This window comes from Acinetobacter yuyunsongii, assembly GCF_041021915.1.
GTDB lineage: Bacteria > Pseudomonadota > Gammaproteobacteria > Pseudomonadales > Moraxellaceae > Acinetobacter.
In genome coordinates this window covers 1,029,966-1,043,581 of sequence record NZ_CP157435.1, presented here as the reverse complement: position 1 = coordinate 1,043,581, position 13,616 = coordinate 1,029,966, and the positions used below count along the sequence as shown (strand labels likewise).

Here is a 13,616-nt window from a genome sequence, read left to right as displayed (position 1 = left end):
CCCTGACCTAATTTACAGCCCTTACACTTTGCTGAAGCCCCTGTTTTATGCCTGTGACATCATCCATTCCATGATGAACGGACGCTGAATCAGACTGTACCTCAACAGCATTTTGCTGGTCATTATAAAACTCCTCCGCTATATCCAGTCCCTCATCACCACCCACCTCAAAGCTGGCATTGCCATAGCCTTGCCTCGCCACAAAATCCAAAGCCTCCTGATAAAATCCTGCTGCCTTGCTTTGTTGATCAATCTGTTTGGCTGAAGCAATCGCATCCTGTAAATTCACGCCATCACGTAAAGTTAAATCCACGTAATAGATCGGGGTACGATAGCTTTGTGTGGTGCTTTTACCTCGTAAAGTGAGCTGTAATGGTAAACAGGACAGTAAATTACCTGATGCCGCATGGTAATAACTGAGCCGTGCTGCCAATGTCCGAATACTGTTAAAACCCGTGGTTCTAAAAATGAATGTGCCAAACTCATCCGATTCATCTAAATTCACGTAGAGTCTGCCATAGGGTTTGCATAGTCCACCTTGTGCGAGTGGGCATAAATCAGGTGATGGACATGGATGTTGCTCAATACCATTCTGTCCGAGTCGCTGACAGGTTTCCCCATTGCCTGAGCAAATTAAACGTCCAGTCTGTCGATCAAATAAACTGTACTCTGCCCGAAGATTGAGTTCAGGCTCATTAAAGATCATCCGTACAGGAATGGTACGGAGCTTTCCATTTTGTGCCTTTTCCCGAAGCTGCTCATCCAGTGGATGTTTAACCCAACCATCTTTATTTTGAATCTGGCTGGTAATAGTAAACTGGTCATCCTTTTCAGGCAGTCGCTTGCCATTCTTTTCGACAATCTTGCCAATACTGATGCGCCCCAACACAGGTGGGGTAATTGCTAAACCTTTAATCATGGTGATTATCCTTTATTGCATTTATTTACGGATTCCCCAAATCCATTGAATGCACCGCTCCCTCACCTCAAGATTGATGAAATAAAAAAACCTGTTGAATATTCGGTTATGGGAGAAACTGTAGTGCAATGTTCAAGTGTTTCATGCAAAGCTGCTCCACCGTCCTTTCCTTAGTATTAGGGAAAGGACAAGAGGGGCGGCTTTGCACAAATTTTAAATTTAGGGAAATAAAATCGTTTGATGTGGTGTGTGATGGAAATAGGTCTAAAACTTGTTTAGTCAGATGATTTAGGTTGTTGCAGAATAAATATTAAAGCGTCTGCTCCCTTGTCGGGATTGTGGATACTGTTGCAGTAGTTCAGGCTGTGCCTGTAATAATGCCTTTTGATCCAGCACCACACTGTCCTTTGATTTTTTCCATGTCACAGTACCATTGGAAAAGATGGCTTTCTCGGCATCTTTCATGAGTGCCTGAATCCGATGCTTGAGATAGTCATACTTGGTTTGATGGTCGGTGAGTTGTTTTTCCTCATGCAACAGATCTGTAAACAGTTGATCAACACCCTCCAATGTGGAGAAATCAACGGACTGTAAAGGGATATGTTGAGGGTAAAGTAATTGCAGGGCTTTGGCGGCTGATTCACTGGCATCAACACTCGGTGGTATGTCATTTTCCACACAGCTCCAGAATATCCGTTCAGAAGTCATGATTTGGTCTATCACAATTTCATTGCGTTCGACCTTAAAAATCTTGGCTTCATGTCCACAGATCAAGGCACAAATATGCGCTGCCTGTTTGCCTGTCACTGCCAGTTGATGCTGTACCTGAATAATCACGTATAAAGGCACACCATCACGCCAGAGTTTGGTTCCCCACTCCCCCACAGATTTACATTCCAATACCTGCACTTCATCACAACCAACCACGCTGTAATCCAGATTGGCTAACATAAAGTGTTTGTCAGGATCAGGATGCTGTAACACTGCATTGACCTTACGCACTTTATGACCTGTCTTGTGTTGGTAATAGTTGGCAATCAGAGGTTCAAGCTGATTGCCCCAATATAAAGGTGAATAACTGTTTTGAGTAGGTTGATAGGGCTGTGTCTGCATCCGACCTGTTTTAATCATCCACAGCTCCAGCATCGACATATGAGGATTAAGCCCACAAGCTGCGGCTGCATCACTACTGCCAATGCCTTGTTTGCGTACCTGTAACCATTGTTCACGGCTCATGCCTTTGGTTTTAGCAAGCCGTTTGGCACGACTGGGATTAGGTTTAGCTAACGGTAAATGTGGTATGGATTTACTGCTTTGTGGTTCAACGATATGGTTCATGAGATACTCCATGTCTGTAAAAATTAAAATTGCGGCATAAAAAAAGCCACATCAGGGCGATGTGGCAAAAGGGAGTTTTGGGTAGAGGGAAATAGAGGATTTAAGCAATGGGTATTTTATTTTGCTTAGGCTAGTTTGATTAGCTCAAATCCAATTCAAGTTAGACCACCATTCTGAGTGCCTGTTCCAATCCTCGCTGTTTCATGGCTGCACCCGTACCAAACCATGCTGAATCCAGTCGGTGATCGGTACTCATGGCTCGACGTTCGTGATCGACAAACTCGGTGATGCTACACAGCAAGCCATAGGCTGTCCCTTGGGCTGAACTGAGTTCTGCACCCCGTCCCTGACCATTAAACATATCCATGACTTTCGACATGGCTCGTCCATTCGGTTCAGTTTTATTGGTTGCAGCGTTTTGGGCTTCATTTGCCACATTGCGGTAGAACTGGATAATGTTGTCATCCTGTTCAGCAATGCTGAGACTGGTATTGTTAAATACCGCATCAAAATAGGCTGCCGCTTCCTGTTGGGTGACTTTACGCTGACTCAGTTGTTTCATTTCATACATATGCTCATCCCATGCACGAACTGAAATACCCAATTGCTGTTTGACCTTTTCCGCATCAAATCGGGTACTGTGCGGAACTTTCACCACGCCTGCACTGCTACTGCCATTGCGTAAGGCGATTGCCAAAGTGTTATTACACACCACACGGATTGAAGTAAATTGTGCCGTTGTGGCAAGTGTGCCATCACAAGCTGTCGCAAGAAGAATATAGCCATTGCTGACATCCTTTCCCTTGAGCGCTGTAGTCTGTCCTGTACGTGCCAAAGCCCAGAACTTTTTACCACCTTTGAGTACCCCTGCGGTTTCCAGTTCAAAGCCTGATTGTTCAGTCAGATCACGATAAAACTCAAGAATTTCTTTGGGTTGAACTTCCTGAAAGCGTTGGCTGACTACTGATAAAGGTGCATGGGTATCAGAACGGTATAAGACACGTTGTTCCTCATAAGGCAGGATGATGCTTTGTCCCCGATCATTCTTTGCCATGTAACTGACATTGGATGATTCAATCCGCCAGTCCATGCCTGCCTGCTGTGCCCAGACTTCAATCGGTTGATGTGGACTGAGTTGATTACCCAGACCATGCCACGGAGTTTCACCGACATACGCCATTTGTTCAAGTTGATGTGCCATGATGATTTCCTCCCATCCTTAGTTGAAATTGCACTGACAATTGTTGCAATGGAAATAAGCAGTAGGCTGCTGTGGCTGTGAGGGCTGTGTCAAACTATCAATTAGCCCTCCTACAACTACCCCCATTAATCCACCCAATAATGGTGACATCGGTATAGGCAAGCTTTTAGAAATCATCGTACCAACTCCTGCACCAGCCATAGAACCATAAGTATTAGAACTTCTAGATGCTGATGTTGAGCGGCTAACATTTTCAGAATAACAATATGGGCATGTAATATTCATAGGATAATCCTCATTAAATGAAAAAAGGCTTACCAATCGGTAAGCCTGTGTTTTTGAATGTAAGGGATAAAAGAAACATTCAATCTTCATGTTAATGATATATATCTGTGATTTTTTGGGATCATGCCAGTTCGTTGCGATTCAACCATGTAGCCGTATCAGGGTGGATCAGTGTGCCTCTGATCGTTGGGCGATTTTTGATTCAAGCCAATCATAGATTTCCTGCGATACCCAGCCAATCCGATTCTGGGTTAAATGAATCGGCTTGGGAAAATTGGCATCGTAATAGTCTGATTTCGGATTGATCATTTCATAGATGGTTGAACGACTCAGTGCAGTAATTTCAATCACTGCTTTGATGTTCAGGATACGATATTGGTATTCAACGAGATTGGTCATGTGGGTACTCCCAGTAATTGTAGTTGAGAGGGGTCTTCCTCAATACAAATCGGCATACCGTATTTTTTTACTGCACCCCATGAGATGAATTGACCCAACATCCCCACATGACTCAAGCCAAAAAATGAATATATGAAATAAACATTCATGTTTATAGTGTGTAGATTCAATTTTTTGGGATCAACATTTATCCAAAGCAACGCATCCCTTTAATCCTTGCACGTAAATATTGATCTTCAATATCGAAATTTGCCAGAATGCTAATAATGTTAAGGTTATTTTCTTCTATTTGTACATCATTACAGTGAATCATGTCGCTCTTCAAAGTATCTTGCTCATAGGAATCTCTGTGCTGATGTTTGGATTCGCGGTTCAGTGAATCATTTTCTTCCTCAATATCGTCTAGAATTTGAATTATCTCTTCAACATATTTTTCAGTATGGTTGCGATAGGAACCATCGTAAATAAACAGGAACTGACAGAGATAGCCCTCATCCCGATCTTGTTCAATGACCCATGAATAATCCAATAGCTCTTTGAAGCAAGTATCACGGTTAAGAACACGACGGTGAAACTTTTTCAGGTTTTCATGAAACTGGTAAATATCCTGAGCGGTAGTGTATGGATAACTGACACCTTCAAGCATCAATAGCAACTCATGACCATCATCCAATAAGTCCTCAATGTGATTCTTGATTGCAGTAAAGTTACGTTTGCGTTGCCGCTTATGCTTCAGAATAAAATGATCATGCTCATCCATCAGACCATTACAGAAATTTTGAAAAGCAGTTCTGGATTGTAGTGGTGATCTACGTGGATTTATTGCCCTGCCTGAGCTTGATGTGGAGCTAATCGACATTAAGTCAAAATAGCCCTGTAACATCGGTGAATATTCAAGTTCTGGATCATAAATCGCTGTAGCAGCTTCCCGATAATCTTCAAGTGCAGCCATCACACTTTGCCAATAGTATCGGTCTAAACAAACATCCAGCATTAGGTCTTCAATCTGGATCAGTACTTCATGACGGTTCATGCATGTCTCCTATGGGTTAGAACCATAAGAGACTCGACTCTGTAATGAATTGCCCAAAGGTGTGATCAATCAATGATCAAAATATTAAGTCTTATTCTTTCCATCTAGTCTGTCCAGTTTGAAATACATTCATTCTACGACTGAGTTTTACCCTTAAATACTGGTCAGGCTTATGGCGAGTCAAGTAATGAATGGTGTGATAGGCATTGGTAACTGCTGTTTTATTACGCCGTTCCACCAAACCTAAACCCCATGTCCCTTCATCCTCGTAATAGCGTTTATGCTCTTTTTGATTGCAGTTATAGAATAGACCGTTACCCTGAGTGATCTTATCCTGCCATAGCTCACCGATAGATTGTCCCAGATAAGCATCACGGCAACGCTCAGAACCGTTGTAGATCACCAGTAAATGACAATGATAGCCTTTGCTCTTGCCACCCTGTTCCAGTCGATAGGCATAGCCAACTTGATCTTTAAATATCGTATCCTTGTTTTGGATACGACTAAGTAACTTCCTGATGTTGTTGCCAAACTGTTGGATACAGGGACTACGCTCAAAGCGATAGGATAAATCGACCCTGACCAATAATAATTTACGATGACGGTCAACAAGGCTGGCAAAATAATCATCCAAACGGTTGTGATAGTCATCACTTTGATTTGCCAAATCTTCTATAAAATATTGCTGCTGGTATTTGAGATGACGTTGAAAGGATCGAAATGCTTGATCATCCTCAAATATATCTTGATCTTCCCAATCAATCCGTTCAGGTATTAAATCAAAATAGGCTTGAATCAAGGGACTGTATTCAAGCTCTTCATCATAGATAGCCCTTGCATCGTCCAGCCACTGATCATAATCGGGTGCAAAGTCTTCCCAGTGATAATCTCGTCTACAAACTGATGACATAAATTTTTCAATATCAAGTAGGGTTTGTGCTTGGTTCATTTGGAAATACTCCTATGGTAAATTTCATAGGAGTGCTGGTTCTGTATTTTTATAATTTAGATCAATTGATTGATTATTCTTCTAATGACAATCCATCATCATCTTGGATATGATGATGGTATATAGATTTAAGTTATTAATAAATAAACTTGAATAATGATTTAACTGATTAATAAGTAATAATAATTAAATATATATCCTAGTAAAAATCAGCGTAAAAGACTCTCATCATCATACCCAAAAATCAGTGATCTCTACTTCTATACACAAAATGAAAAATCACACCAATTGGCATGATTTTATAGGTAAAAATTGAAGCTAAAGTTAAATACTACTACCCCCTAAAAATTAGAATATTTAAACCTATTACTATCCTACCCCTACAATAATTTTAATTTAATTAATTCCCACTCTCTACTAAAAATATATAATTATCTTAAAAAATTAGTTATTATGAAACTACAAACAAATATCTATTAAAGTAAGCTTTTTTCAACTTAGAGGATTTCTTACTAGAAGCTAAATTTAAATTACTGGCGATTGGCATCCCCTTGGCAAAGCCGAAAAACACTACATATATAACTAAAATGTAATGAAAATACTTCTAAAATATAGGTAAAATATAATCAAAATATTTCTAGAATGTTACTGGAATCTTACTTTTTTCCATGTTAAAATTACGTAATATTACCCTAATTCAGCCTAAAAATTAGGCATTACGAGGATGTATGGCTTTAGAAGTGAATGGATCAACCTATTATGATGAACAAAAAGATGTTAAGTCTTTAATAAAAAATTATAACAAATACGATTATATTTTTTTATTAGAAGCAGCTATAAGAGTTGAAAGAAGATACAATAGGGAATTAAATACTCTAACAAAGCTAAATAATATAATAAAATTAGAGGAGATAAAAAACATCATATTAGAAATTACTTCAAAATTTAATAATGAAGATTTAATTGAGTTCAAAGAATATATAACTGACTATACCAACTTAAATACCATAAGAAGTATAAATTTCCAAGATTACGAAGAAAATAAAAGGTTATTAAATTTTTCTCTAAATATAATAGAAAATGAAAAAATAGTAAAATCAAAAATCAGGGATGATTTTATTAAATTCTTATACATATGTTATATAGAGCTTAATAATAAAATCCCAAAAAAACTAGATAAAATAAAAACTGAGTTTAGCGACTTAATATTAAACCAAGGCAGTCATTTCAAAAATAAAGATAGCGAATTTTATAAATGGGCTATTAATTACATGAAAGACAACCCAGATTATAAAAGTCAAAATTACTCTCCTATTAATGAGTCAGACTTCAAAAATACCGTAGAAATTATTTTTGACTTTTTATACTATGAGAATAGAGATAGATATGAAAATCTAAAAAATAAATTATCTAATGCTTGGAATCAAAAAACACATAGAGAAAAAAATAAAGGTAAAAAAAGTTATTATTACGTTTTATCAGAAAAAACTAAAAAAGAATTAGAACTTTTATGTTTTGTTAATAAATGTACAGAAGAACAACTTTTAGAAAAGCTAATATCAGAACGTTATGTTAAGGATTGTAAACTTGCTACGGGAGAAGAAAAATATCGACTGCCACCGAATTCATAGATAATAGATAAAGGCTAGATACTTAAAATCTAGCCTAACTTTTTTTGATTCCATCCAAATAATCCGCCCACTTCTGCAACCACTCTGCACATTCGGCTTCATAATTATGCAAGTTATATGTCCCCTCAATCCCCTTTTTTGAATGTCCTAAAACTGCTTCAGCAATATCTGCAGGACAGCCCAATCTGGATAAACCAGTTCGCACTGTTCGACGTAAATCATGAGGATTCCAATCATTCATGTTTTCTAACCACAGTTGTTCAGGGCGATATTTCGTTTGAACTTTCTCAGGATTCTTCAGTTGCCATTTCATCTCACTCAAAGACTTTTGCTGAATAGGTAACCCTGTTCTAGATGAAGCAAACAAATATTCCTGATCTGATTGATATAGATTCCGTAAAAAATTGGCACATTGTCTCGACAACTGAACATAACGCTCAGTACTATTTTTAGAGGCTTTTAGGTGCCAAACTCCTTTATCTAAATCAAAATCTCTCCATTGAGCTTCACACAATTCGCCAGTTCGGCAGCCTGTCCAAAGCGTCAAATAAAGGACATTTTTTTGATGTGTTGTAAAGCCTGATGTTGGCAACCAAGCAAATACACGTTTTAATTCCTGATCATTTAAAACTCGTGTGCCCTTTTTACAGGTTACTTTTAGCCTTGACTGCTTGATACTCATCTTGGCTAATAAGGCAGGATTGGCAAAATTGGCTGGAAACCGCTCTAGTCCAATAGCGTATTCATACGCTAACGTCAATTCGGACAATACCCGTCCAGCCTGTACATTAGAACCACGATCAATAATCTCTTTGGTTAAAGCCACCACATCTTTTCGAGTTACTTCCAAAGCAATTCGATTACCCAAAACCCGTACCGCATCGCCATACAAGGTTCGTCGTGTTTCAGATTGACCTTTAGGCTTTCTTACCCCCAAGACCTTCTTCCTTTCCCCTGTTCGAGAGTCAGTAATCCAGTGATCTTCAATCACCTCAGTCAAATACATCTCTATCATTTGCTGTACAGTGAGTTGAGACATATCTTTTTTTGCAAGCTCTTGTTCAATCTGTTGCTGGAGCTTTTCCTGCTCTTTTTTATGTTTGGGACAAATCCCCTGATTCCTTTCAGCTTTTAAACGAATGAGCTCTATTCTTGCTTCCGCCAATGTAACTTGAGGGAAATTTCCGATCTTATATTGTTTGATCGAATCATCCACAGGACTACGATAACGATAGAAAAAGGTCTTCGTTCCCGTTTTGCCGCAATGCACCCGCAGCCCCACATATTCCCCAATATCAGATTTATCAGGATCACCCACTTTCATCTTCTCAATGGCTTTTGCTGAAAGTGCTTTTTTTATTGTCGTTTGTTGATCTATCGAGCCGACCATTTTAAACCTCACAAGAAGATTGAATTATTTGTTATCCTTTCAAGCTGTCCATTTTCCAATTATTGATCAGGAATGATGGCTAGTTTAAACTAAAACAACCTACACTAAAACCTACACTAATGTTTTGGCTTAGGCTGTATTTGCTTAGATTTTCTCCTACACCTTCGGATATTCTGTTTATGTTAAACACTATTAAATACATTGAAAATAAAGGATTTAATACCAATGAAAGATAATAATAGCATAGCAGACTTTTCCAACCACACACCTATGATGCAGCAATATCTCAAAGTCAAAACAGAGTATCAACATGCATTGCTGTTCTATCGTATGGGTGACTTTTATGAACTATTCTTTGAAGATGCGCATTTAGCAGCCAAACTACTCGGCATTACACTGACTCATCGCGGTAAAGCGAGTGGGCAACCGATTCCAATGGCTGGAGTGCCTTATCATTCAGCCGAAGGCTACCTTGCCCGCTTAGTTAAATCTGGTCGCACAGTTGCAATTTGTGAGCAAGTTGGTGAAGGCGAGAACGCAGGTTCTCGCGGTAAAGCACCTATGGAACGTAAAGTAGTTCGTATTCTAACACCAGGTACTTTGACTGATGATGCATTACTTAGCAGTTATCAGTCTTCAAATCTGGTTGCTTTATGTATTCAACAAAATCAAATTGGGTTTGCATTACTTGATTTGAGTGCGGGTATTTTTAAAGTTCAACAACAAAACTATAAGCCAGAACAATTGGCGATTGAGCTAGCTCGTTTAATGCCTAGCGAGATTCTCATTGATGAAGATCTGATCGATCAAAATATTATTGAACAAATTAAAAAGAATTTAGACTGCCCAATTACTAAACGTCCAAATGTTGATTTTAATTTAAATAATGCACAAAAAACTTTGTGTGACCAGTTCTCAGTTTCAACTTTATCAGGCTTTGGTCTAGATCCACTCCCTTTGGCAAAAGCCGCAGCCGCAGCATTAATTCATTATGCCAAAGAAACACAAAAAACGGCTTTACCACATATTCGTTCTATTCAAATTGAGCAAAGTACTGACTTTATTGCACTTGATCCAATTACACGGCGTAATTTAGAAATTATTGATCCGTTATTTGAACATGGCACATCATTATTCCAACTGATTAATGACTGCCAAACCGCAATGGGTGGCCGTTTACTCAGTCGAACGCTTATGCAACCGATTCGTGATACTGCCATATTAGATGCTCGCTTAGATGCCTCAGAGCAATTATTAAAAGGCTACCATGAATCTCCTGTACGTTTAGTGCTCAAAGAAATTGGTGATATCGAACGTGTATTGAGTCGTGTTGCTTTGGGCAGTGCACGTCCACGCGATTTAGTTCAGCTGCGTCAAGCATGTGCACAAATTCCATTTTTACGGCATGCTTTAGCGCCTGTACTAAAAACCCAACAATCTCAATTATTAAATCAACTGGATAATCAATTAGGTGATTTCAAAAGTCTACATCAACATTTAATGGCGGCAATTGTTGAAAATCCGCCAGTATTATTACGCGATGGTAATGTGATTGCTGAAGGTTATGATGATGAACTGGATGAATTACGTAAAATTCGCGATCATGCAGGGCAATTTTTAATTGATTTAGAAATTAAAGAACGCCAACGTACTGGAATCAATACACTTAAAATTGGTTATAATCGTGTCAGTGGTTATTATATTGAGTTGACACGCGTTCAGGCCGAGCAAGCACCAGCCGATTATATACGTCGTCAAACACTCAAAAATGCGGAACGTTATATCACGCCTGAACTAAAAAGCTTTGAAGATAAAGTCCTTTCAAGTGAATCACGCGCGCTTGCCCGTGAAAAGCTTTTGTTTGAATCCTTATTAGATGAGCTTCGCCAAAATATTGCTCAACTACAAATGATGAGCGCAGCAATTGCGCATATTGATGTACTGGCAAATTTTGCACATCAAGCCAGATTAAATAATTGGACAAGACCCGAATTTACGGCTGAAACCAGCATCAGAATTCAAGCTGGTCGTCATCCCGTTGTTGAAGCTTTAAATAAAGCACCATTTACACCGAATGATACGACTCTAGACCCACAACACCGTATGGCGATTATTACGGGTCCAAATATGGGCGGTAAATCGACATTTATGCGTCAGACTGCATTAATCAGTTTACTTGCTTACTGTGGTAGTTTCGTTCCTGCAAAATCGGCAAAACTGGGTTCAATTGATCGTATCTTTACCCGTATTGGTTCTGCGGATGATTTGTCGACAGGTAAATCTACTTTTATGGTGGAAATGACTGAAACCTCACAGATTTTACATCATGCTACAAGTCAATCTTTGGTTTTGATGGATGAAGTTGGTCGTGGTACGAGTACTTATGATGGCCTCTCTTTAGCTTGGGCATGTGTACTTGATTTGACGAAGCGTGTGAAATGTCTATGTCTGTTTGCAACACACTACTTTGAGTTAACCGAACTGGGTGGTGAAGTTGGTATTGATAATTATCATGTGACAGCACAAGAACTGAATGGTAATTTAATTTTATTGCACAAAGTACAACACGGTCCTGCAAGCCAAAGCCACGGCTTACAAGTTGCAAAACTGGCAGGTATTCCAGCAAGTGTAATTAAAGAAGCACAGAAACGTTTGAAAATTCTGGAAAAGCAACAGCATCAACATTTGCAAAATACAGTTCAAAATGATTTATTCAGTTCACTTGAGCATGAAATTGAAACTCAAGTTGTTGAGAAAATTGTTGAAGTGGAAGCTCAATCCCCTGCGCTTGAATTGTTAGATAAAATTGAGGTGGATGATCTAACACCACGTCAAGCACTTGAACAGCTTTATCAGCTCAAAGCCTTATTCAAATCTAGCCAAGCACTCGAAAATTAAGATTAAATCATCAGCTTTGGCCCTAGGTCAGAGCTGATTTCTCTAGTTGTAAAATCGCAATTATATTTGTGCGCTCATTTTGCATCATGTAATGCAAGGAGAAATTCGACAATTCATTAAGTTATTGAGACTTATTATCAATAAAAGTCATATAAATAAGCCCATTTCATTGATACGAATAATAAATATCAATAAAAGGAATTGTTTCTATCGGTATTTTTTGCCTAAAATACGCTATGCAAAATGAAAACCATATTTTTTAGGTAGCTGCCGCCATGACCTTTGTTGTCACCGAAAACTGTATTAAATGTAAATATCAAGACTGTGTTGAAGTTTGCCCTGTAGATTGCTTCTATGAAGGTCCAAACTTTCTTGTCATCAATCCAGATGAATGTATTGACTGTGCATTGTGTGAACCTGAATGTCCAGCAAATGCGATTTTCTCTGAAGATGAGCTACCTGAAGGTCAAGAAGCGTTTATTGAGCTGAATGCTGAACTCTCTGAAAAATGGGCAGGTAATAACATCACTCAAATTGGTGAACAACCTGCTGATCGTGAAGAATGGAATGGCAAGCCAAATAAATTGCAATATTTAGAAAAATAATCATAGAAAAGACCAGTATTAACTGGTCTTTTTTTATACTCGAATCACACATTTCTTTGCAATTGCACCATTATTTGTACGTTATTTTGCATTAAAATGATTCATCTATCACTTATAGATTGTGAACTGCTTTTTTATGATGCGAAATAAATTACAGGGTCTCTTATCATTTTGTATCATCCCTGTGATGATGGTCGGTTGTGTCAGTTCAGTCACTAAAGTGAATCAAAATCAAGATAAAAGAATTTACATTCCTCAAGAACAAGTTACTTTTACTCGCCCAATTCCAAATAAAGTTGAACCAAACTCTTATCGCCAATGGCTCAATCAAGGTGAAAATTACGCGCGCGTCCGCGAATACGAGCAGTTTTTAACACGCAACAATGTGGCGCATATTATTCCAAGTTTTGAATTATTACGTACCGCTAGAGATTGGCAAAAATGTGGTCGCTCAGAATATATGGTACCAAATCGTGAGCTATGGAATAATTCACTTTCAACCTTACGGGTCTTTAAATATTTAATCGCTGCTAAGATTTTAACTGATTTCGAAGTCACTTCTGTTTACCGCGATCTACCTTTAAATCAATGTGCAGGTGGTGCGGGTTCTTCTAAGCATTTGTTCAATTCAGCAATCGACTTCCGTATCGGGCCTGAGGTTCCACAACCGCAAGACTATGCATATATTGAACAGACCAAATTTAAACTATGCCAATTTTGGATCCAGCATGGGCAGAGTTTAAATCTTGGAATAGGCTTGTACAGCTCTGGCCAAATTCATATCGATACGCAAGGTTATCGAACTTGGGGGCCTGACCTCACCCGAAATAGTTCAATGTGTAACTTCTAATAAACGATAATTTAAATCGATAAGAGATCTAAACGGTCTCTTTTTTATTTCAAAGATAGTGATTAATTCAGTAATCAAATTGCACTCTGGATATAAATGTTTAAAATGCAGCTAACAG

At 38.6% G+C, this 13,616-nt stretch carries 12 protein-coding genes; 4 read left to right on the top strand and 8 right to left on the bottom strand.

The genetic code is table 11. The annotated features are described in order from the left end of the window. Positions 1-7: 7 nt before the first annotated feature. The 7 genes from ABLB98_RS04990 to ABLB98_RS04960 all read right to left on the bottom strand — a co-directional run bounded on the left by ABLB98_RS04990 (position 8) and on the right by ABLB98_RS04960 (position 6,124). Positions 8-919, bottom strand: coding sequence for a hydrolase or metal-binding protein (locus tag ABLB98_RS04990; RefSeq protein ID WP_348883201.1), 912 nt, complete (start codon positions 917-919; stop codon positions 8-10). Positions 920-1,207: 288 nt separating this feature from the next. Beyond that, positions 1,208-2,257 (bottom strand): lambda-exonuclease family protein, encoded by a 1,050-nt coding sequence (locus ABLB98_RS04985; protein WP_348883200.1) that lies wholly within the window; start codon positions 2,255-2,257, stop codon positions 1,208-1,210. 160 nt (positions 2,258-2,417) lie between these two features. Continuing rightward, positions 2,418-3,458: a DUF932 domain-containing protein gene (locus ABLB98_RS04980; protein ID WP_087545282.1), complete on the bottom strand. Its 1,041-nt coding sequence runs from the start codon at positions 3,456-3,458 to the stop codon at positions 2,418-2,420. A gap of 18 nt (positions 3,459-3,476) precedes the next feature. Then, positions 3,477-3,743 (bottom strand): hypothetical protein, encoded by a 267-nt coding sequence (locus ABLB98_RS04975; RefSeq protein WP_087545284.1) that lies wholly within the window; start codon positions 3,741-3,743, stop codon positions 3,477-3,479. 168 nt (positions 3,744-3,911) lie between these two features. Next, positions 3,912-4,142, bottom strand: a complete 231-nt coding sequence (locus ABLB98_RS04970) for an AlpA family transcriptional regulator (RefSeq protein WP_269228216.1) — start codon at positions 4,140-4,142, stop codon at positions 3,912-3,914. 187 nt (positions 4,143-4,329) lie between these two features. Then, entirely contained in the window at positions 4,330-5,175 is an 846-nt protein-coding gene (locus ABLB98_RS04965; RefSeq protein WP_087545286.1) for a hypothetical protein, read from the bottom strand. Between the two features lie 91 nt (positions 5,176-5,266). Further along, on the bottom strand, positions 5,267-6,124 hold the full coding sequence (locus ABLB98_RS04960) for an inovirus-type Gp2 protein (RefSeq protein ID WP_348883199.1): 858 nt from the start codon (positions 6,122-6,124) through the stop codon (positions 5,267-5,269). A gap of 728 nt (positions 6,125-6,852) precedes the next feature. On the opposite strand from ABLB98_RS04960, the gene ABLB98_RS04955 reads away from it, so the two are divergent. Then, complete coding sequence (locus tag ABLB98_RS04955; protein ID WP_262579038.1) at positions 6,853-7,755, top strand: hypothetical protein; 903 nt, start codon at positions 6,853-6,855, stop codon at positions 7,753-7,755. Positions 7,756-7,789: 34 nt separating this feature from the next. On the opposite strand, the gene ABLB98_RS04950 is transcribed toward ABLB98_RS04955, so the two are convergent. Then, complete coding sequence (locus tag ABLB98_RS04950; protein WP_348883198.1) at positions 7,790-9,145, bottom strand: tyrosine-type recombinase/integrase; 1,356 nt, start codon at positions 9,143-9,145, stop codon at positions 7,790-7,792. A gap of 225 nt (positions 9,146-9,370) precedes the next feature. Between ABLB98_RS04950 and mutS the strand changes: the two genes are divergently transcribed. The 3 genes from mutS (at position 9,371) to ABLB98_RS04935 (ending at position 13,498) form a co-directional block, all read left to right on the top strand. Further along, a complete protein-coding gene (gene mutS / locus ABLB98_RS04945; RefSeq protein WP_348883197.1) occupies positions 9,371-12,043 on the top strand; it encodes a DNA mismatch repair protein MutS in 2,673 nt (890 codons plus the stop codon). A 275-nt stretch (positions 12,044-12,318) separates the two neighbouring features. Next, positions 12,319-12,648: a ferredoxin FdxA gene (fdxA, locus tag ABLB98_RS04940; RefSeq protein ID WP_004663008.1), complete on the top strand. Its 330-nt coding sequence runs from the start codon at positions 12,319-12,321 to the stop codon at positions 12,646-12,648. Between the two features lie 136 nt (positions 12,649-12,784). Then, positions 12,785-13,498, top strand: coding sequence for a peptidase M15 (locus tag ABLB98_RS04935; protein WP_348883196.1), 714 nt, complete (start codon positions 12,785-12,787; stop codon positions 13,496-13,498). Positions 13,499-13,616: the final 118 nt, after the last annotated feature.